At 37.9% G+C, this 22,317-nt stretch carries 12 protein-coding genes; 4 read left to right on the plus strand and 8 right to left on the minus strand.

What is annotated here, in order from left to right; all coding sequences use genetic code 11:
• Window positions 1–169: 169 nt before the first annotated feature.
• The 7 genes from DET49_RS09275 to DET49_RS09305 form a co-directional block, all read right to left on the minus strand.
• Window positions 170–1,852 (minus strand): hypothetical protein, encoded by a 1,683-nt coding sequence (locus DET49_RS09275; RefSeq protein WP_133547823.1) that lies wholly within the window; start codon window positions 1,850–1,852, stop codon window positions 170–172.
• A gap of 94 nt (window positions 1,853–1,946) precedes the next feature.
• Entirely contained in the window at window positions 1,947–3,395 is a 1,449-nt protein-coding gene (locus DET49_RS09280) for a hypothetical protein (RefSeq protein ID WP_133547824.1), read from the minus strand.
• 773 nt (window positions 3,396–4,168) lie between these two features.
• Window positions 4,169–5,197 carry a M12 family metallopeptidase gene (locus DET49_RS09285; protein WP_133547825.1) on the minus strand — a complete coding sequence of 343 codons (1,029 nt, stop codon included), beginning with the start codon at window positions 5,195–5,197 and terminating at the stop codon, window positions 4,169–4,171.
• A gap of 427 nt (window positions 5,198–5,624) precedes the next feature.
• Entirely contained in the window at window positions 5,625–7,253 is a 1,629-nt protein-coding gene (locus DET49_RS09290) for a hypothetical protein (RefSeq protein ID WP_133547826.1), read from the minus strand.
• 83 nt (window positions 7,254–7,336) lie between these two features.
• Window positions 7,337–9,010: a hypothetical protein gene (locus DET49_RS09295; protein ID WP_133547827.1), complete on the minus strand. Its 1,674-nt coding sequence runs from the start codon at window positions 9,008–9,010 to the stop codon at window positions 7,337–7,339.
• Window positions 9,011–9,067: 57 nt separating this feature from the next.
• Window positions 9,068–10,423: a hypothetical protein gene (locus DET49_RS09300; RefSeq protein WP_133547828.1), complete on the minus strand. Its 1,356-nt coding sequence runs from the start codon at window positions 10,421–10,423 to the stop codon at window positions 9,068–9,070.
• A 224-nt stretch (window positions 10,424–10,647) separates the two neighbouring features.
• Complete coding sequence (locus DET49_RS09305; protein WP_133547829.1) at window positions 10,648–11,664, minus strand: response regulator transcription factor; 1,017 nt, start codon at window positions 11,662–11,664, stop codon at window positions 10,648–10,650.
• A gap of 979 nt (window positions 11,665–12,643) precedes the next feature.
• Between DET49_RS09305 and uvrA the strand changes: the two genes are divergently transcribed.
• The 4 genes from uvrA to DET49_RS09325 all read left to right on the plus strand — a co-directional run bounded on the left by uvrA (window position 12,644) and on the right by DET49_RS09325 (window position 21,675).
• The gene (gene uvrA / locus DET49_RS09310; RefSeq protein ID WP_133547830.1) at window positions 12,644–15,475 is read left to right on the plus strand and encodes an excinuclease ABC subunit UvrA; all 2,832 of its coding nucleotides are present in this window, start codon (window positions 12,644–12,646) and stop codon (window positions 15,473–15,475) included.
• Between the two features lie 17 nt (window positions 15,476–15,492).
• Entirely contained in the window at window positions 15,493–16,182 is a 690-nt protein-coding gene (locus DET49_RS09315; RefSeq protein ID WP_133547831.1) for a TIGR00730 family Rossman fold protein, read from the plus strand.
• 73 nt (window positions 16,183–16,255) lie between these two features.
• Window positions 16,256–19,069: a metalloprotease gene (locus tag DET49_RS09320; protein WP_243729594.1), complete on the plus strand. Its 2,814-nt coding sequence runs from the start codon at window positions 16,256–16,258 to the stop codon at window positions 19,067–19,069.
• Window positions 19,070–19,272: 203 nt separating this feature from the next.
• Entirely contained in the window at window positions 19,273–21,675 is a 2,403-nt protein-coding gene (locus DET49_RS09325; RefSeq protein ID WP_133547832.1) for a thiamine pyrophosphate-dependent enzyme, read from the plus strand.
• A gap of 76 nt (window positions 21,676–21,751) precedes the next feature.
• Here DET49_RS09325 and DET49_RS09330 read toward each other — a convergent pair whose 3' ends face one another.
• Window positions 21,752–22,300, minus strand: a complete 549-nt coding sequence (locus tag DET49_RS09330) for a hypothetical protein (protein WP_133547833.1) — start codon at window positions 22,298–22,300, stop codon at window positions 21,752–21,754.
• Window positions 22,301–22,317 lie beyond the last annotated feature (17 nt).

The raw sequence follows: 22,317 nt of genomic DNA on the forward strand, positions 1-22,317 counted from the left end.
AAGGTACCAAATCATCATAACTGGGAGGTAAAAGACTTAACTGCGACTGGTTATAGGTCTTAAATACAACTTTAGCTTTCATTACATGAAAATAACAAAAACCTCAAAAAAATCCAACAAAAAAGGCTGCCTTTTCAGACAGCCTCCTTTTAATAAAGGGTGATATGGTTTATTCAATTACCATTACATCAGCCCCACTTACTATTGTTGGATCATTTGATATTTTCATATCATCAATAGCAAAATCATTCCCACTTCTTTCGGTCTGGTCATTTTCCAAACGGAAATCTAGAACTCCATTGCTATCGGCTTTAAGTCTTAAACCAACTTTTAACCATCCTTCAGATTCGTCTGCTGAAATAATTTGTGGATTACTACTTCCATCTACAATTATATCACCAGACTCACCGCCAGTACGTACTACTAATCTTACGTCATTTTCACCTCCTGGGGTTACTGCTAAAATGTTTCTTAAATTGAATGAAACAAAATAGTCTGCTCCAGGACATACATCTTCCATCGTGGTAGCAAGATAAGCAGCCTGATCGGAATCGGGATCACCGTTAAATGCTAACATATTCCCATGGAATGTTTCATTAATCCAGTTGTCATGTACCAAGTTAGGATTAGTTGTCGGTGCGTAAAGTCCTTCTGGCCATAAAGAATTACTCACTATCGGAGCGGCTAAAGTATAATCAGTTCCATCCCAGGCTTTGAAGGCCATTGGATACGACCCATCAAAGTGGTTCGCGTATTTTACTGGTGCAGAAAACAAACATGGTTCTGAATCATCTTGATTAGAACAAGCTCCTTCTCTGAAATGGTAGTAATTGCTGGTTGAATCACCATTGCCATCTACTGAGTAATTTAAATCCCAAACATCGTCCTCATCGAATTCACCAACTCTTATTAATTTCTCACGGTTACCTTGATCATCTAACAACCAAACTTCTCCATAATAAACATCTATTTCATTTGGATCATCAGGTAATTGTACACAAACTGGTTCTGCATATTCATAAGTACCATATTCATCGCTACCTTCCAATAATTCATTTCCAGCTACAAATAATGGTGAACCTTTTGGATCCAGTGAATTTCCGCTATAATTCCATACCTCGAATTCAAATATTGCAGGTGTATGACGTCCGTCTTCATCGCATTCGTTTCCAAATAAACATAGATAAAGGATGTCTACCTCTTCAAAATCAAAGAATAGGTATCCGTATTTATTCACATAATGTTCATCATAACAAAGCACTTGTACATCTACATACTTCTTTTGTCCGTTATTTACGGAGAAAGCATCACTTGGTAAAGCATCATTTACAAAATTTTGATACTCAGCAGGCCCGTATTCTCCGCTTTCACTAGGAGCTAAATATAAAAGGGTATCGTCGGTTAGTTCACTGTCATCACCTCCAGATGCATAAACACCAAAGTAATTGATTCTATAAACCCCTTGTGGTAATTCTAATTCATCATTTGCTCCTTCTCCAGTTAACCAGGATCCATCATCTTGTGGAATTACAGGTACATCAAAATGGGATTTCCCATCTTTTTCATAAACTACATTCCCCGTAGCGCCTTCCAATAATTGAACACGTACAAAAACTTCTGCTTCACCTTCCTCTGGACATTCGGGTAAACCATTGTTGCCGGTACCAGGTGTGACTGATTGCTTAGTTAACATTTCTCGATTAAAATCCTCAAGTAGAGCTGTGAAACCAATTGCCCCCATCTCATCGCCAGCCGGTCCGTCAGGACTGTCTGGGTTGTCTTCCTTACTACAGGAAGTCATTACCATCGCTAATAGAGCGACATAAGCCAAATAAACTTTAAAGTTTTTCATAATAAAAAATTTAGATTAATTAATTAATAAAAGGTTGATTTATAAGCCTGTAAAAGAACCACCCAATGACAGGCTTATGGGTTTAATATGTTTATTATTCAGGTGTGCATATATTTTCGTCATTTACATTTTTTGCTGAGATCACTTCATAAAGTCCTTCGCCAAAGATTTGGCCCGGAAATAAGGGTACTGAACAACTGGTATGGAGATTATGAGTTGTTTCTGCAATTGTAAACTCCAGTTCCGTCCACACTGAAGGGATAGGATGTCCACCGTTTACGGCCTCCCCTGGCAAAAGTATCTCCTGACCTGGACTTACTTCGCCATTAAATATCTCGTAGGGAGCTTCCGGTCCATTATGCACTACAATCAAGCTTGCTGCAGAAGTCCCTAAATATTTTACCGTTAACTGTTTTATTTTACCGCCCTGGTCATTGTCACAAACCACACATGGGGGATCCTGAGGTTCTTCTTCACAAATTCCTTCGTTGGAGGTTACATCATTTAATAATTGGTACTGATCCGTAGTCTCACAACAAGCTTCTCTGAAGTGATAATAATAATGTTCTTGTTCTTGCTTGTATATTTCTGACAAAGCGGTAGCATTAAAACTTCCCTCCCTGATCAAAGTTTCGATATCATTTTCAACCAGCCATATTTTTGCATAAAATTCTTCCCCTTCTTCCAATTCGGGAAGTGGAAAACAAAGAGCATCGGCATAATAATGAGTACCGTTAACATCACTAAAAGATTTTCTTTCATTCTGTGCTACTACTAACAAATCCCCCTGGTCTGATTCTTTCCATACTTTGATTTTAAATTGAGCAGGCAGATGCTTTTGATTTTCATCGCAAACATTCCCATAGGTGCAGAGATAAATTAGATTGGTGGAATTAAAATCGAAGAATAAATATCCGAAAGCGAAAGCATAATGCTCCTCATAACAAAGGACCTCAATGGGCTGATAATATTTTACCCCTGGACGAATTTTAACCTCAATTGGAAGCGGGTTATCCACAAAATTATGATACTGAATACTTTGACTATAGTCCAAATCCCCCTCGGGAACCCGGGGTGCCATATAAATGATATCTTCCTGGTTATTTCCGGGTGCAGTAGCGACAGCAAAGTATTCTATCCTGTATTGTCCCTCTTCAAGTTCAAGGTCTGCAGACTCCTGGGTGAACCAGGCATCTAGATTTCCGTCACTATCCAGATCGGTTCCGTTTGGATTAACTTCTATTTCAATTTTATTGAGGTTAGAATCCCGATACCAGATCCAGGTCTCTCCCTCCTTTACTTTAATGGCTACTCTAACGTATAACGGATTTTCCTCTGAACATTCAGGAATGTCATAAGGGTCCAAAATACTTTGCTTCGTTAGTTGATTTCGGTTAGCCAAATCACTAAGAACACTTCCAAATGATAATTTACCTACATCGGTACTGGCTTCGGTTTCTTTACCTACTTCTTCTTTTGAACAGGAAATAATTAAAAATAAGGCTAGAAAAACAATAAAACTACTGCGTACAAAATTTTTCATCTTAATATAATATTAAGTTAAGCTTCTGAATTGCATCAGAAATATTCTAGTTAGAAAAATGTAGGGGAAAGATCGTAGGGAATTTTCAAGCTGGTAGGAGTTGCTCTCAAATCATAATACTAATTTAGAGTGAGGAAGGGGATGCTCTTATAGGGGTATTCCCGTAAGATTTACCAATTTGATGAAAAATCATTATTAGTCCGATTCCTACAAATTAATGTATAAAATTAGCATAACTAAAGACACTTTCCTTTTATTCTATCAGAGGCCTTAGGAAATATAGATAAAGCGCAAGCATAGTCGATTAACTATTCAGATTCTAAATTAAATAAAAATGCCTGGAATGGAATTTTTATTCTATATCCAGGTTACTTATATGAAATTAGAAATGTTTTAAACTAGGATTAGATACCTATTTTTAAAACAGTCAATGTGCAGCCAAACTTCCGATATTGGCGATATGATCTTTAATTTTATTGTCGCGTTGGTACCAAAAGAATTCACAATCCAAATTGGATTATGGAAAACTCGAAAACATCCCTCATAGGCATATAAGTAATACTATGGTCTGACAAATTAAGAGATGAAGCTTTAATAGAGAAAAGTTAAAGTTGAGAAAATCAAAAAAATAATCCCTGATACTATGTATTCGTTTTTCAGTTTTCTTGTCACCTGTGAATAATTTCTACACACTGTAGAAAACAGTATTCTCATTTTCCACATAAAAAAACCCGGACAGAATGCCCGGGTTGAATCGTGAATGAAGTCGATAATTATACAAAAAACCAATAACCATATTTGATCTCCACTTCTTTCCAGCCCCATTTCGAATTATAATACCATCTATCATAATTTCTAAGAACCGTCAGTCCATTCAAAGTGTAGTATTCTCCGTTAATATAGGTAGGTTTGGCCCCCTCTTCAGGATACATCGCTTTAACCCCTGCGATATCCCCTGATGAAAGTGCCGAACGTTGAACCTGGTAAGTACTTCCATTAGTTCTTGTTATTGTAGGTTCACCATTTGCAGAAAAGGAATAAGGACCATACATCATAATTGATCCAAAATCTAAACTGCTGGTAAATTCATTACCATCAAAGCCACTGGTTTCATAGGTATGAAAATTATGCTCGGTGCCACTTCGGATATTATCGAAATTAATAGTGATATAATTACTACGATCTACCCTACTCTGCTCATGCCACAGGCCTACTGCGTGACCTATTTCGTGAATGGTATTTCCAGTACTACAATATTCTGATAATGTGATGTTCTGTCTTCCTCCAATCATCCCTACATAGGAGGAACAACCAGACCCAGGGGTAAAATAAATATAATTGGACTCTCCTGACCTTTCAACAAATTTCAGGGGAGTATTATTCTCCCAGTGTTGAATCGCGTCATACACCCTGTCTTTATCAGCTAGCGTGGAGTTAATAGCAAAATAAACGGTATTATCCGGCCACATTCCTGAAGTACGGCCGGTACTTTTGTTCTGGGGAATAGCCGCTTTATTTTTATAAATAATAGATTGAGGGGACTTGCTGGTTTTATTTACAGGAATCATTATATCTCCCTGATACACATAATCTCCATTATGTTCTTCTACAGGCATTTTTTGACCAGCGTAATAAACTTGTGAAACGGGGCCCAGCTTGTCTGGAAATGCCATTTCTGATTTTTGATTTAAAATTTCTTCTGGGTTGAGTTGCGTTTCTGCATTTTCATTCTCTGAAATTGGATCTTTACTACATGCCAGAATCGCTAGAACAGGTAGTAACAAAAATTTACTTTTTCGCATAAGTAGGGTTTTACTTTTTAAGTTAAATTATTATAATTTTTAATTCTGGAGTTTGCAAAGGTCATTCCAAAAAAAATGGAATTTAATATCCTAAAATTTTAATAGTCAGATTCCTACAAGGATGAAAGAAAATTAATTTTAAAACGAATTGGGGGATTTTAAAATTAAAACAATCAAAAAATATTTAAGTTCTTAAAGCCTGTATTTTCAGCTGTCTTCGAAAATTTTTGGATTAAAACAATATGCAAAATTTCAGAAACTAGGGACCAACATAATATCTTATTCTTAATTTGTTAAATGTTTTAACAAAAAAAAGCTGTGCGAAATAAATTCGCACAGCCTACTTTGTAACCTTCAAGATTGAGGATTACAAAAACCCAGTGAATTAGTCACCCCCCGGTTATAAAATTACTGGGTTTGCCTTTAATTAAGATCCTGTGGACCTTGAACAAACGTTTGCTGAAAAACGTACAAATACACTTCCTGAAAAATCTGTTCCTATAGCCTCGTCAATATCAACAGCATCGATATTATCAGGAGCTGTCAGACCATATTCATAAACACAGGTGGTCTCCCCACCAAGTTCATCTGCAATTTCCAACCTATAATCTCTCAGATAAAATTCGGTGTTTGAATTAATCAACAAGACATCCCCGTTAACATCAAAAGAGATCAGGCCAAGAGCTACAGTAGGATTATCACTTATAAAAATCGGTATAGGTTGCGAGTTTGATATTTCTACCCATTCATTAAGGTCATTTACATCAGTACCGGCAATATAGACTCTTTCACAATCCCCAGATGATGGTATAGCAGGACATTCAGCCACCTGTTCTCCACAAGTAGGATCTGGATTTCTTACACAACCTTCATTTTCATTGTCATTAAGGATGTCATCTCCATCGATATCAGTATCACAACCATCTGGAGTCCCATCTTCGTCCAGATCTAAACTATCATCAAATCCTGGGCATTGATCTACTCCATTTAATACACCATCATTATCACAGTCATCAGCAGGGTTTTGAGGATCACATTCTCCATTTCCATTTCCCGGATCGCCACTGGCACAATTAAAGAATAAATGGAAATAATCTAGAGTTCCATCTTCACGAACTTTATCGGTAATATCTTCCCAGGACAGGTTGCGTATAATTTCCTTATCGGCTGGGTTTGGATAATTTCCTTCCCAATTGGATAAAGTTGCAATTATTTGAATGTAATTTGTTGTGCTGGTCTCATTATGCATTGGTGCAGGTATGGCAAAGCAGAACGGGTCCGCATAATAAATATCTGCATCATCATCAAAACCGTAATGATCATCTGGAAGAGCCATAGTCTCATATAACACCTTATCCTCACTTCCTCCGGTATATACAACTCTTATATCATAATTGGCAGTAAAATGCCTACCATCTTCATCACAGTAATTTGCAAAAATACATACCTCGTGCAATACTTCCGGAACAAGGTCAAAAAATTGATATCCATATAAATTTACCTCACGATCGTCAAAACATAGTACTTCTATATCCACATATTTTTTAGAACCCGCTCTTATGGTAAAATTGTAAGGAAGCCCCTGATTAACAAAATTTCCATATTCACTTGTTGTTGCAGGTGCTGCCCAAATTAAGGTTGATCCTTCATCCTCTGGGTCTCCGTCATACACTAAAAAGGTAGTAATGGAAACAGTAGCACTTTGGTCATCATCGTTAGCAACTGGAATTTTTAAACCTTCATCATAATCGGTGAAAAAGTTTCCGTCTTCGCTTAAAATTGGAACATTTATATTAATAACACCTTCCAGGTCAGTGCCTGAGTTATGTGTTAATTCTATATGAGCATAGGCCGGTGCTTCAGATGAACAGATGGCCATGCTTTGCTTAACAGCTGCCCGGTTTACAAATTCATTAAGGCTCGCTCCCAGACTTAACTCAGCAAAATCCTCTGAATCTTCATTGTTAATTACAGCACCTTCTTCTTCCTTAGTACATGAAGTCATAAAGAGTGAAAGAACGGCAATTAAAGCCAGATATTTTTTTAAAAGTCTCATAATTAAAGTTTTTTGGATTAAATATTTAGAATGGTTCATAAGAAACTATCAGGAGCATAAGGCTCCTGATAGTTTTTATCATTTTAGTAACACGCTACTGCATGAATAATAATGTAGAAATCCTCACTATAGGTTCTTTCCCAAGTGTAAGTCAAGGTGCCTTGGCTAACCTCATCATTCAGGTTATATTGACCAGGTGCAAAAACAGCATTACCTGATGGCGCAGCTTCACTTAAATTAATATGAAGGTCATCTAAACTCTTACCAGGGTCAAGTGTTATTACTAGAGAAATATCATCTCCGGCTACAGTGATTTCAGCAGTACCAATATGTTCGCCTTTAGAGGTGTCGTTTTGACCTGCTCCTGCCCAAATATCAAAAGTTTCACTAGAACCTTCTACGCTAGTCTGATAATGTTCAGCCCAGCCCCAGCGATTTGCATTTGCTAAGGTATTAAGTGGTGTATCACCTTCCATATAGGCGGTTTCACAAGTGTCACCTCCGGGTTCAGGACATCCATCATTGGATTCTGGACCAGCCTGGTAAGGACATTCATCAATACAGTCATTTAATCCATCACTATCAGCATCACCAGTACAATCTTGAATTGGACATCCTCCATCTAAAGGATCTCCTGCATCTTCTGGACAGGTATCACATCCATCTGGAACCCCGTCCTCATCCATATCATCGGAATCATCATAACCAGGACATATATCCTCTTCATTAGGTATGCAATCTCCATCAGTATCTTCAGGGGTTACTGGACAGTCTTGTGTTGGATCATCCCCACAATTGAAAAAGATATGTTCATAATCTATGGTTTGATTATCACCAAAATAGGCCTGAATATCGTTCCAGCTCAAGTAAATAATCTTAGGCTGTTCTGCTCCGGGAGTTCCGTAATTGTCATCCCAATCTGCTAAAGTAACGGTAACGCGTAAGTAATCATCAGTATCAGCCTCATCATACATAGGAGCGGGTATAGCCAAACATAATGGATCGGCATACCAATCTCCTGTATTATCATCCGCTGTATTTCCAGTAACAGGCGACTTATCTGAGTATAGATTTATCACCTGGTCACCCCTTAGGTAATCAATGTCTAAAGTATAATTGGCGGTATAGTGTCTTCCCGAATCTAGACAATAGTTGGCAAATACACAGAACTCATACAGCTCAATAGGAATAAGATCAAAGAACTGATAACCGTAAAGATTTACATCCCGATCATCAAAACATAAGACTTCTACATCAAGGTATTTTTTCGAACCAGCCCTTAAGTCAAAATCAATTGGTAAGGCATCATTTACAAAGTTCTTATACTCTCCTTCATCAGTAGGAGCTACCCAAATAGGTGAAATACCTTCTCCCGGTTCTTCTGCATATACCATAAATTTAGTCAGGCTTACTGCAGTGGTTGTTTGGTCAGCGGGAATTGGAATTTCTAAATCATCATCGTAATCAGTGAAATAAGTAGTCCCATCAAAAAGAATGGGTACTACGACATCCTCAGTTCCCATTTCGTGGGTCAATACTACCCATGCATACATAGGGGTACCATCAGAACATTCTGGGATTTCCTCTGAAATGGCCTGCCTGTTATCATTGACAAGGTCATTTAGAAGAGCACCTATAGAAATGCTCGCTACCTCCTCATTAACAGAGGGTTCGCTGGGCTCATCTTTACTACAGGATGTAAATAGCATCCCCGCAGCCACGAATGTGGCTAACATTAATTTTAATTTTTTCATCATTTCTATGTTTTAAAGTGAATTAAAAAGGTGCCCCATTCTGGGACACCCTTTAAATTTCTAATACTGGTCAAACTCACCACAGGCAAGTGGTGTCATATCTGATTCATGAAGTACAGCAGTCCTATTGGCTAGGTTAGCTGCGCTTACCTGAGCAGCAGTCAGAGTAAAGGTTCTTGTGTAGAAAAAGTTTCCTTCCCCATCTGCTTCTTCCCAAACACCTCCAGCATAATCAAGGGGCCAAAAAACTGGTCCAAAATCTGCACAAGTAGCATTTTGATGAATGTGCTGTGGAATATCTCCAGGAGTAAGTTCGGTAGCTGCAGTTGTAGCAGTTAACTTATTACCTTCCAACTTCAGGTATGCAAATCCAACGGCGTTAGAATCCCCTAAGTTCTTTAAACAGGCTTTGTAACGTTTAGCCTCAGTTTTAGGATCATCAAATGGTGGAGGGTTATCATCTCCACATCCGTAATTAAAGTGATAGTACTCCATTGTTTCGGCCTCATCATCATTGTAGAACAATTTAATTTCATCATCAGTGATTGGTCCGGAAAGAATTACCTCACCTGCATCGTCTGAGGTATACTCGTCGGTATTATTTAAGGTGATTTCAAAGAAATAAGTATCTGTACCTTCAGTATCTGGTAACCAGAAACATAATGGATCAGCATAGTAGTCGCCGGTACCCTCATCTTCTAAAACATCATTTGATACCTCGGTATAAAGTGGTTCTCCGGATGCTTCGGAACCTTTCCATACAGTTACTGTATAGCCTGCAACATAATGTCTACCATCTTCAGAAGGACAGAAGTTTCCGAACAAACAGAATTTCATAAGTGGTACGGGAACAAGATCAAAGAATTGGTAACCATAAAGATTTACCTCACGGTCATCAAAACACAATACTTCCACATCTACATACTTTTTAGATCCAGCACGTAAATCAAAATTTACTGGTAAGGCATCGTTAACAAAGTTCTCATATTCACTGCCTTCCTTTGGAGCCACCCAAATAGGAATACTCATATCATCCGGCTCCTCAGCATAAACCCAGAAATCGGTTAGGCTTACTGCGGTGGTTGTTTGATCCGCTGGAATTGGAATGGCTAGTTCCTCATCATAATCGGTAAAATAAGTAGTCCCATCAAATTTGATTGGCACCACCACATCTTCTTCTCCTAATTCATGGGTAAGTACTACTCTCGCGTACATTGGCGCATCATCAGAACACACAGGAATACTTTGCTTTAAAGCCGTCTGGTTTCTGATAAAATCATTTAAAACCGCTCCTAACGAAATGGTTGCCATTTCGTCACCCACCTGGGGATCAGTGTCGGTTTCATCCTTGCTACAGGAGGCAAAAAGCATCGCTACTATTGCGATACCTGTAAAGTAATTTTTAAAGTTTTTCATAACGTAAAAGTTTTGGTTAAAAAATATTTAAGAATGGTTAATAAAATATATACACAGTCTTTAAACAAAGAACAATTGTATTCAGTTTTAATAAGCTGGGGGGCTAAAAAAAGTAGAGAAGTGGGGTGACTACTTTTCGATTGAAATTCTAGTATAAATGTAGGTTAATTCTTTCCTAGAAAGCTATGGGGGTTTTCTCCCATATTCAACCTGAAATTGTTTTCTTATACTTTTTGATAATCTATAAGGTCATGACTTATGGCATAGATGATACTTTCCAGAATAGTATCAGAGTTGGTACGCTTAATAATATTGGAGCGGTGTTTTTCTATTGTCTTGGGAGAAATAAATAAAGCTTCAGAGATATCTTTAGTCTTATATCCTTTTATTAGTAATTCAATAATCTCCTTCTCTCTGTTGGTGAATTTAAAATCTGTAAGATGGCTATTTTGTTTAAAACACTCCTCTACATCTTCTGAAGAAGTTCCAATTCCATTAGTAATTACATCTTTTTCTTCCATAAAGTCTATAAACATGACAAACTGGTGTCCAAAATTTCTACTTAGCTTAGAAAATGTAATGCGTGCATTCCTCACTTTATCGTCTCTAAGCATTAAGGAAGTTTTCGTAGCGGCTTTTGTATGTTTCCCCCTGGCAAAATTCCGTAAGCTATCTTTAACCTTTTGTACATTCTCACATTTTATAAAATCAGTCAATTTTAGACCATCACTTTTTGTTAGCCTAAAACTTTGTTTAAAAGCATCATTCATAGCTACAATTTCATTCTGATCTAACAATAAAACCGGTTTTGACATAAGATTGAACATCCCCATAAAAGCATCTTTCCAAAAATTGGAAAGAGAACGATTAGAATAAACCATTTTTATGATTTTTCCACATAGGGATTCCATACTGGGCGAGTATATAAATTCATCTACGACTTTTCTGAATCTGCTTTCGGCTTCAGTCTGAAAACGGGCCTCGGCGTATACCACAAGCCAGGCCTTGGTAAGAAAATGATTAGATTTAAAATTGGCGATATTCTTAAAATTCTTACCTGATCTAAAAGAAGAATAATCTAATAGAATTACATCGGGCAATAGGTTAAGCGCAATGTTAAAACCCGTGTGCAAAGAATTCGAATGGGTTACTTCAAATTGCATACTCAGGCCCTCCTGGATACAATCTACCATACTTTGTTTGCTGGTAATAAGCAATAATTGCTTTTTCTCCGTTATCATACTACAACAATTTTGCGGCTGTTTAGCAGTTAGTTAAAAACGTGGAGTAAGTCCACTCGCCATTGAGGGGATAGATCAAAAACATTGGGCGTAAGGACCGGTGCTTTAATTATATCCCTTAGTAAGCATTATATAATGGGGGCAAAACTGAATGGGGGCAAAAAACAAACTATAATTAGGTTTTCATTCTCCGGGGGGTGGAAACTTGTAAGCATGAAGATTTGGTATTTCAAATATAGGGGATTAACCTTAATTCTTACAAAAAAATATAGTAATATTATACTGACAATCAATCAAATACAACTAGGATGAAAGTGATTATAAAGCCGACGATGGCTATATTTTTCAGATGGTAAAAAATTCATCAAGGGTACATTTATAATTGTGAATTAATTGAACTTCTAGTGGAATCTAAAATGCAATTAATAATAATGCATTTGATTTATAGTATAAAACATAACGCATTGCAGATAAGGCATGGCCTCATCGGAAATTCCTACTATCGATCTTACATTAATATGGTTTAAAATCATATCAGGAGAAATTATAAAAAAGCCATAAGATAACTTTCATCTTAAGCAAAGGCTAATCCTCACAGGAACCAGAGCGATAAAATTTCAATCTTTGCCTTTCTGATAATGCCTTTTATCTGAGTCTTTTGGACCTTAGACGGAAAAAATATCTAATATATTAAGGATGTTGCTAAACAGGGATTGCTATCAAAGGCCCAAACTTAGGAAAATCAATTCTCAAAATTGCCCGTGTATAAACTTATGTAAATAGAGAGGTATTAATTAAAGTCTTGTTACCAGGGACTCCAATCCTGTTAATAAATACTGATTAGAAAAATAACTAATTTGCTATGACTTTTGGATCCAGCTAATAGCTTAAAATTTTAAACCATAATTAACACTAGTAGAAACATCCTTTCTTTTTAGTTAGCAACACTTTAAGTACCTTTGCCCCCTTGATAAAAAATATGGCAAAAAGCGAAGAATATATAGAAGTTTTAGGGGCTCGCGTCCATAATCTCAAAAATATAGATGTTGATATTCCCAGGGAAAAACTGGTAGTCATTACAGGTCTTTCGGGTTCCGGAAAATCTTCCCTGGCTTTTGATACTATATATGCCGAAGGCCAGCGACGGTATATTGAAACCTTTTCTGCTTATGCCCGGCAGTTTCTAGGTGGCCTGGAACGGCCCGATGTGGATAAAATTGAAGGACTCTCCCCGGTGATTGCCATAGAGCAAAAAACAACCAGTAAAAATCCGCGGAGTACCGTTGGCACGATTACCGAAATATATGATTTCCTGCGACTTCTTTTCGCCCGTGCCGGCGATGCTTATAGTTATGAGACCGGTGAGCAAATGGTTAGTTATACCGATAACCAGATAAAAAACCTCATTTTAAAAGACTTCCAGGGCCAAAAGGTAAGTGTACTGGCTCCAGTTGTAAAATCCCGAAAAGGCCATTATCGTGAATTATTTGAGCAGATAGCTAAACAAGGATTTCTCAAAGCTCGCATTGATGGGGAAGTTCGTGATCTGGTTAAAGGATTGAAACTGGATCGGTATAAAATGCACGATATCGAAATTGTTATCGATCGCTTAAAGATTGATGATAAGACCGACGCGCAGAAGCGCCTTGATGAAAGTATTAAGACCGCTATGTACCACGGTAGCGATACCCTTATGATTCTGGACCAGGAAACCAAGAAAGTTCGTTACTTCAGTAGGAATTTAATGTGTCCGACCACGGGAATTTCCTATCCCAATCCTGAACCCAATACCTTCTCCTTTAATTCGCCCAAAGGTGCCTGCTCCAGTTGTAATGGAATTGGTACTTTGTACCAGGTAAATATTGATAAAATTATTCCCGATTATTCTAAATCGATTAAAAATGGAGCATTAGCGCCTCACGGTCCTCAAAAGAAAAACTGGGTTTTTTCTCAATTGGAATTGATTGCTGAAAGATGGGATTTTAAACTAACAGATCCGGTTTCTAAAATTCCGGAGGACGCGATGAAGTTCATTCTTTACGGTGGTAAAGAAACCTTTACCAAAGCATCCAAAAGTCTTGGAATAAACCGTGAGTTCAAGATTAATTTTGAAGGAGTTGCAACTTTTATTGAAACCACCTTTAATAATAATGATTCCACCTCTTTAAGACGCTGGGCAAAGGAATATATGGATAAAGTGGATTGTCCAGATTGTCAGGGAAAAAGACTTAAAAAAGAATCGCTTTATTTTAGAATAAATAATAAAAATATAGCGGAACTTTCTCTGATGGATATTGAAGACCTGGCAAAATGGTTTACTGGTTTAGAGAAAAAACTAAGCGAAAAACAAAACCAGATCGCGGCGGAAGTTATCAAAGAAATAAGGACCAGGATCGGTTTTCTAGTAGATGTTGGCCTGACCTATCTCTCACTAAATAGAGGGTCCAAATCACTTTCAGGCGGTGAAGCGCAGCGTATAAGGCTGGCCACCCAAATTGGCTCCCAACTGGTCGGGGTGCTTTATATTTTAGATGAACCCAGTATTGGATTGCATCAGCGGGATAATGAGAAACTCATTAATTCCCTCCTTTCCTTGCGAGATATTGGGAATTCAGTTATCGTCGTTGAGCACGATAAGGATATGATAGAACGCGCCGATTATGTTATTGACATTGGTCCCAGGGCAGGAAAACACGGGGGGGAGATCATAAGCAAAGGCACCCCTTCAGAATTGAAAACACACGATACTCTTACCGCTTCTTATCTAAACGGCTTGAAAGAAATTGAAATTCCAAAAGAAAGAAGAAAGGGAAATGGGAAGTATATAGAGCTTAAAGGTGCCACAGGCAATAACCTTAAGAATGTTTCGATCAAAATTCCATTGGGAAAAATGATCGCGGTAACCGGGGTTTCGGGAAGTGGAAAATCCACCCTGATCAATGAAACGCTTTATCCTATTATGAATGCCCACTATTTTAATGGCGTTAAAGAACCTAAACCTTATAAAACTATTAAAGGCCTGGATAATGCCGATAAAGTAATAGACATAAACCAAACGCCCATTGGCCGAACTCCAAGATCCAACCCTGCTACTTATACAGGGGTTTTCTCAGAAGTCAGGAGCTTATTTGCAAAAACGCCAGAAGCGCTGATAAGGGGGTATAAACCCGGACGATTCAGTTTCAATGTAAAAGGTGGAAGATGCGAAACCTGCAGAGGCGGGGGCCTTAGAGTTATAGAAATGAATTTCCTTCCCGATGTGTATGTAGAATGTGAAACCTGCCAGGGCAAACGTTTTAACCGGGAGACCCTGGAAATCCGTTACAAGGGAAAATCTATTGCCGATGTTTTAGAAATGACTATTAATGAGGCTACCAGCTTTTTTGAACCCATTCCTAAAATATACAGAAAGCTTAAAACCATCAAGGATGTTGGTTTAGGCTATATTACTTTAGGCCAGCAAAGTACTACACTTTCCGGTGGGGAAGCCCAACGAATTAAACTGGCTACTGAACTGTCCAAACGCGATACCGGCAATACTTTTTATATATTAGACGAACCTACCACCGGATTACATTTTGAAGACATTAGGGTACTGATGGATGTTTTAAACGAATTGACCGATAAAGGAAATACCGTTCTTATTATAGAACATAATATGGATGTGATCAAAATGGCCGATTATATTTTTGACATTGGGCCTGAAGGCGGTAAAAATGGCGGGCAGGTAATCGCAAAAGGAACACCGGAGGAAGTCGCACGATCGAAGAAAAGTTATACTGCTGAATTCCTCAAAAAAGAATTACACTAACAATACTAATAAATAATATGAGGACTAACCTTAAGAATAAAGCCTGGAATGAAATAAAAACAAACGACTCCTGGGCTATCTTTAAAATTATGGGCGAATTTGTAAATGGCTATGAAAAGCTGAGTCAAATTGGTCCCTGCGTTTCAATATTTGGTTCTGCGCGAACAAAACCAGACCAGAAATATTACAAGTTAGCGGAAAAGATTTCAAAAAAAATCGTAGAAAATGGTTATGGTGTGATCACCGGCGGTGGTCCCGGAATTATGGAAGCCGGTAATAAGGGGGCCCATCTTGGGGGCGGCACCTCCGTAGGCTTAAATATAGATTTGCCTTTCGAACAGCACGACAATCCTTATATTGACAACGATAAAAGTTTGGATTTTGATTACTTTTTTGTAAGAAAAGTAATGTTCGTAAAGTATTCTCAGGGCTTTGTAGTAATGCCGGGCGGCTTTGGTACTTTAGATGAACTATTTGAAGCCATCACCCTTATTCAGACCCATAAAATCGACAAATTTCCTATAATTTTAGTGGGAACGGATTTTTGGGGCGGCCTTGTAGACTGGGTCCAAAAAACGCTTCTGGACACCTTTCAAAATATAAGTGGCCCGGATATGGATTTGGTTCAGGTGGTAGATACCGAAGATGAAGTTATTGAAATTTTAAATGAATTCTACGGAGAATATAACCTTAGTCCTAACTTTTAAACAATTCTTAAGCAGGGAAAAAAACTTTGATTATATTTAGCTCAAATTCTGTGTGACGCTAAAAAACTTCCCCTTGAGATTTTATTTTATTTATTTATTTTTTTTTGTGGGAACAGGATGGAGTTTTGCTCAAAACTCCATCACACTGGATGCTCAATTAAACGATAGCACCCATACCTTTACTATTGATCAGCAACTGGTTTATGCCAATTCCAGCAGCGACACACTTACCCAAATCTATCTTAATGACTGGGCGAATGCTTTTAGTGAAAAAAATACACCCCTGGCCAAACGCTTTGCTGAAGAATTTGCACGCCGATTCAGGTTCGCCAAACAGGAAGAACGCGGTGCAACTTATATAGAGAGTATAACCAATTCTCAAAACGACTCTCTCATTTGGGAACGTCCAAAGGGTGCTCAGGATCTTATCAGGATTAAACTTTACGATCCCCTGTTACCCGGAGAAAAATTTACGATACATCTTGATTACCGCGTTAAAATCCCCGTTGATAACTTTACGCGCTATGGAGTTGATTCCGAAAATAATTACAAGCTCCGTTACTGGTATATTACCCCAGGAGTATACCAGGATGGAAAGTGGCAGGTTTACAGCCATAAAAATCTTGATGATCAGTATAACGCATTGCACGATGTGGAGGTCACCCTTACCACCCCGCCCCAATATTATGTTGGCAGTGCTCTAAATTTTGAAAGTGTAAAAACTACCAACGGTACTAAAACCGTGAGGTTAACCGGCAAAAACCAGTTAAACTCCAAGCTCTATTTAACAAACTCCTTTCTTTTTGAATCCCTTAAAACAAAAGAGCACGAGGTGCTTACCAATGTTGAGGATGATGAACTTCAACCGGAAATTAAAAGGATAATCCTTGATAGAATTCTCGATTTTTATAACAAAAAATTAGGCGAATATCCTCATAAGAATATTTTTGTAACCCGTGAAGATTATTTGAATAGTCCTATCTATGGTTTGAATCAATTACCCGGGTTTATCAGGCCGTTCCCGGATGGTTTTCAATACGATATAAAGCAGTTTAAAACCATCACTAATTATCTGCTTAAAAATTCAGTCCACATCAATCCCCGGAAAGAACAATGGGTTCAGGAAGCAATACTTGTTTCTTTAATGATCGATTATGTAAATGAATATTATCCCAAGATGAAGCTCCTTGGAAGTTTAAGTGACATTATAGGAATAAGATGGTTTCACGCGGCTGACCTGGAATTCAATGATCAATACCAGTTTATGTACATGAATATGGCCCGGATGAATCTGGATCAACCTCTTAATTTAGCCCAGGATTCCCTGGTGAAATTCAATAAGAATATTGCCAACGCCTATAAAGCCGGACTAGGTCTTAAGTATCTTGAAGATTATCTCGGTGATGAACCGGTACAAAAGGCGATAAAAGACTTTTATTCGCAGTATAAAATGCAGCCGGCCTCAGCAGAGAATTTTGAACAAATTCTTAAAAGACACGCCACTAAAGATATCTCGTGGTTTTTTGAGGATTATGTGGAATCAAATAATAAGATAGACTTCACTATTAAAAATTTAATTAAATCCAAGGATTCCCTAAAGGTTACCATAAAAAACAAAACAAAGACCAACTTTCCGGTTTCCTTGTATGGTCTGAAAGATGGCGAAATTGTTTTCAAGAAATGGATAGAAAACATTGACAACACCAAAACCATTGAAATTGCAAGACAGGATGTTGAAAGACTGGCACTAAATTATGAGCAAAAAATTCCTGAATTCAACCAGCGGGATAATTATAAGGCTGTTAGCAAACTTTTTAATAAACCGCTTCAGTTTAGATTATTTCAGGACATAGAAGACCCCCGGTATTCCCAGCTATTCTTTATGCCAGAATTTAGTTATAATTTATATGACGGTATTTCCATTGGTCCCAAACTTTATAATAAAACAGTACTTTCAAAGAATTTCAATTTCAATATTTCTCCTAAATATGGATTTAAAAGTGAAACCATAGTAGGCTCGGCAGCATTTAGCAACACCCACCAGTTTAAAAATAAAGAGCTCTATAAAATCACATACGGGATTGGAGGAACTCGCTATTCATACGGTTACAACCTTTTCTATGAAAAATACACTCCGTTTTTAAACTTTTCTTTCAGGAATAAAGATTTGCGTAATAATGAACGTCAAAACCTGTTGATTAGAAACATCAATGTAAAACGCGATATAGATCCAACTAAAAATTTAGAAGAGCCTAACTACAATGTCTTCAATATTAATTACCGGTATAGCAAACCCCATTTGGTGGATTATTATTCCGCTTCCTTCGATTTTCAGCTGGCTGAGAAATTCAGTAAAATTTCTATGAGCCTGGAATATCGAAAATTGTTTAAAAATAACCGTCAAATCAACCTTCGTTTTTTCAGCGGGACATTTCTTTACAGTGATAATATGGATACCGATTATTTCAGTTTTGCTCTGGATCGCCCTACCGATTACCTATTCGATTATAATTATTATGGAAGAAGTCAGGGATCTGGTTTATTCAGTCAACAAATTATTGTAGCTGAGGGTGGTTTTAAATCGCAGCTACAACCTGAATATGCCAACCAGTGGATTACAACATTAAATGCCAGCACCAATCTCTATAAATGGATTTTCATATATGGGGATGTAGGTCTGGTTAAAAACCAGCATGAAAACGCTGAATTTTTATACGATTCAGGTATTCGGTTGAGCCTGGTGGATGATTATTTTGAATTATTTTTTCCCGTCTACTCTAATTTAGGCTGGGAAGTAACCCAGGATAATTATGATCAAAAAATAAGGTTTATCGTTTCTTTGGATATAAATACTTTAATCAGGCTTTTTACCCGACGTTGGTATTAACAAAGTTTTAAACAGATAATTAATTCTTAGCATTCTGCATTTCAATTACATAAAAATCAATTTTTCCTTTTATTATTGTTATTTCGTTTCGATAATTATAATAAAAATACTTTAAAATACACTTTTCTTAAAATATTTTGATTTTAATGAATTGTGTACAATCGAAGTTTTCGTTACATTTGTTATTATTCAAAATAACGTTCATGCAAAGCGAAATACAAACGAAAGATTCAATTTCATTTGAAGATTTTAAAGCCGAGGTTCTGGCAGATTACGAGATAGCCTTTACCAGCCGTGAATGCAGCCTTTTAGGAAGGCGCGAGGTGCTTACTGGAAAGGCTAAATTCGGAATCTTTGGCGATGGAAAGGAAGTGCCACAACTCGCTATGGCCAAAGCTTTTAAAAATGGCGATTTCAGGTCTGGTTACTATCGGGATCAAACTTTTATGATGGCTATTGATCAGTTGAGCATAGAACAATTCTTTGCCGGTTTATATTCCGACTCCAACCTGGAAAATGAACCGATGTCCGGGGGAAGACAAATGGGAGGTCATTTTACCACCCATAGTCTTAATGAAGACGGAAGCTGGAAAAATTTGATGGAACAGAAAAACTCCAGTGCAGATATCTCCCCTACTGCCGGCCAGATGCCCAGGCTTTTAGGACTGGCACAGGCCTCGAAAATTTATAGACATGTAGAAGGGCTTTCTCCGGAGAAATTTTCAAATAACGGAAATGAGATTGCCTGGGGAACCATCGGAAACGCCAGTACCAGCGAAGGACATTTTTGGGAAACCATCAATGCAGCGGGTGTGCTTCAGGTACCTATGGTGATGAGTGTTTGGGATGACGAGTATGGAATCTCGGTTCATGCAAAACACCAGACGACCAAAGAAAATATTTCTGAGATCCTAAAAGGTTTCCAAAGAGATGAAGAGAATAAGGGTTACGAGATAATTGTGGTCAATGGCTGGGATTATGTAGGGCTGATGGAAGCCTATGAAAAAGCCGAAAAAATAGCCCGAGAAGAACATTCTCCTGTGCTCATTCATGTGGTAGAACTCACACAACCACAAGGCCACTCTACTTCCGGTTCTCACGAACGTTACAAAAACGAACAACGTTTATCCTGGGAACGGGAAAACGATTGCAACGTAAAACTTAGAAAATGGATCATCGAAAACAATATCAGTTCTGACCAGGAGCTGCAGGAGATTGAAAAGGAAATAAAACGCAAGGTTAGAGAAGGAAAAAGAACCGCCTGGAACAATTATTTAGAACCTACAAAAGCCCGGCAAAAACAACTGCTTGCCATACTTTCAAAATTAGCGAAAACCACCGATCAAAAAGACGCGGTTATTAAATTTGCAAAGGAACTTAACGGCAAAAAAGAACCCCTTAAAAGAGATCTTGCCCTTGCGGCCCGGAAGACTTTAAGAGCCATTAGAAAAGAAAATTCTGAAGAAAAATCTAAACTTCTGGAATGGTTCAGCGATTTCGAAAAGGCTATGGCTGAGGATTACAACAGTCATTTATATATGGAATCAACCGATCTTCAATCAGAAGTTTTGCCGCAATATGATCATGATGCCTCCGAAGTTGACGGAAGGATTATTCTACGTGATAACTTCGACCAAATTTTCGAAAATAGGCCTGAAGCCCTGATTTTTGGAGAAGATGCCGGTGAAATAGGAGATGTAAACCAGGGACTGGAAGGATTACAAAAAAAGTATGGAAAACTGCGGGTTGCCGATGTAGGTATTAGAGAGGCTAGCATTCTTGGACAGGGAATTGGAATGGCTATGAGAGGTTTAAGACCTATTGCTGAAATTCAATACCTGGACTATGTCATGTATGCCCTACAGGGAATGAGCGACGATCTGGCCACATTACAATACCGTACTAAAGGAAAACAAAAGGCTCCGCTTATTATAAGAACCCGTGGTCATCGTTTGGAAGGAATCTGGCATAGTGGCTCACAGATGGGTGGAATCCTAAACCTGGTACGCGGAATGTATGTTTTGGTACCCAGAAATATGACCAAAGCTGCAGGATTTTATAATACTTTACTCGAACAGGACACTCCTGCCCTTTTGGTAGAATGCCTAAACGGATACCGCTTAAAAGAAAAAAAACCCAGCAACTTATCAGAACTTAGGACTCCCATCGGAAAAGTGGAAACGGTAAGAGAAGGAAGTGATATTACCTTAGTTTCGTATGGTTCAACCTTAAGAATTGTAGCCCAAACCGCCGAAGAATTAAATGAATTCGGGATTAAGGCCGAGGTGATTGATGTACAATCCTTACTTCCATTTGATTTGGACCACGATATTGTAAAAAGTGTGGAAAAAACTAACCGACTTCTGGTTATAGACGAGGATGTTCCTGGAGGAGCTTCTGCCTTTATTCTAGATAAGGTATTAAACGAGCAAAATGCATGGAGATACCTCGATAGTAAACCACAAACCCTTACTGCGAAAGAACACCGTCCTGCTTATGGCACCGATGGGGATTATTTTAGCAAACCTTCTGCAGAAGACATTTTTGAAAAGGTTTATGCTATTTTTAACGAAGTAAACCCGGAAGAATACCCGGCGATACGGTAAACCTTGTTAATTGTTCAAAGCAAAAATCCCAGGGTAAATTTAGTCCTGGGATTTTTTTTAGTTTTAGCTATAATCCTTAAAGCCAGTTAAACTCACTTATTTTGAAGCCGGTAAAACAATCATCCACACAGCCCTTCTCAAAAAAGCCACAATCAGAAATTAACCCAGCCTGATCAGTATTAAAGAAAACCTCGTGCTGCTCTCTACTGACCTTTAAATATTCCGAAATACAGGTTTCATATAACTGGTCTATAAGCAAAGGCTCAAAACCTTCAGCGTTTCTACCGATTTGATCTCCGGTTTCCGTATAAGACTCTATTTCAACTTCTATCATTTCACCTTCCTCATTGAAGGTCTGCTGGAAATAAAGATATTCCCTTTTGCTAATAAGCCCATCTTTCACACTTAGGACTGTTCGGCTTCCATATCCGGACCAGGAAATAAAACTAGTGGTATAACGGTAGGATTCCCCATTGATAGCTTTAAGTTCAATCCAGGCATCCTTACTGTCGCTAAAGCTGGTTCCGCTCTCCCCCTTTATTTGACGGTATTCATTCTCGTTCTTGGAGCACGAAAACAGAACCAAAATAAATAAAATGCCAAAGGAAAAATTGAAGAATTTCATATAAATCATTTTTTAGT

The organism is Salegentibacter sp. 24, from assembly GCF_004362395.1.
GTDB lineage: Bacteria > Bacteroidota > Bacteroidia > Flavobacteriales > Flavobacteriaceae > Salegentibacter.

What these genes read in the sequence shown, in the direction of transcription:
- DET49_RS09275 (WP_133547823.1), bottom strand. Translation starts at nt 1,852, where the DNA reads ATGAAAAACTTTAAAGTTTATTTGGCTTATGTCGCTCTATTAGCGATG.
- DET49_RS09280 (WP_133547824.1), bottom strand. Translation starts at nt 3,395, where the DNA reads ATGAAAAATTTTGTACGCAGTAGTTTTATTGTTTTTCTAGCCTTATTT.
- DET49_RS09285 (WP_133547825.1), bottom strand. Translation starts at nt 5,197, where the DNA reads ATGCGAAAAAGTAAATTTTTGTTACTACCTGTTCTAGCGATTCTGGCA.
- DET49_RS09290 (WP_133547826.1), bottom strand. Translation starts at nt 7,253, where the DNA reads ATGAGACTTTTAAAAAAATATCTGGCTTTAATTGCCGTTCTTTCACTC.
- DET49_RS09295 (WP_133547827.1), bottom strand. Translation starts at nt 9,010, where the DNA reads ATGATGAAAAAATTAAAATTAATGTTAGCCACATTCGTGGCTGCGGGG.
- DET49_RS09300 (WP_133547828.1), bottom strand. Translation starts at nt 10,423, where the DNA reads ATGAAAAACTTTAAAAATTACTTTACAGGTATCGCAATAGTAGCGATG.
- DET49_RS09305 (WP_133547829.1), bottom strand. Translation starts at nt 11,664, where the DNA reads ATGATAACGGAGAAAAAGCAATTATTGCTTATTACCAGCAAACAAAGT.
- uvrA (WP_133547830.1), top strand. Translation starts at nt 12,644, where the DNA reads ATGGCAAAAAGCGAAGAATATATAGAAGTTTTAGGGGCTCGCGTCCAT.
- DET49_RS09315 (WP_133547831.1), top strand. Translation starts at nt 15,493, where the DNA reads ATGAGGACTAACCTTAAGAATAAAGCCTGGAATGAAATAAAAACAAAC.
- DET49_RS09325 (WP_133547832.1), top strand. Translation starts at nt 19,273, where the DNA reads ATGCAAAGCGAAATACAAACGAAAGATTCAATTTCATTTGAAGATTTT.
- DET49_RS09330 (WP_133547833.1), bottom strand. Translation starts at nt 22,300, where the DNA reads ATGAAATTCTTCAATTTTTCCTTTGGCATTTTATTTATTTTGGTTCTG.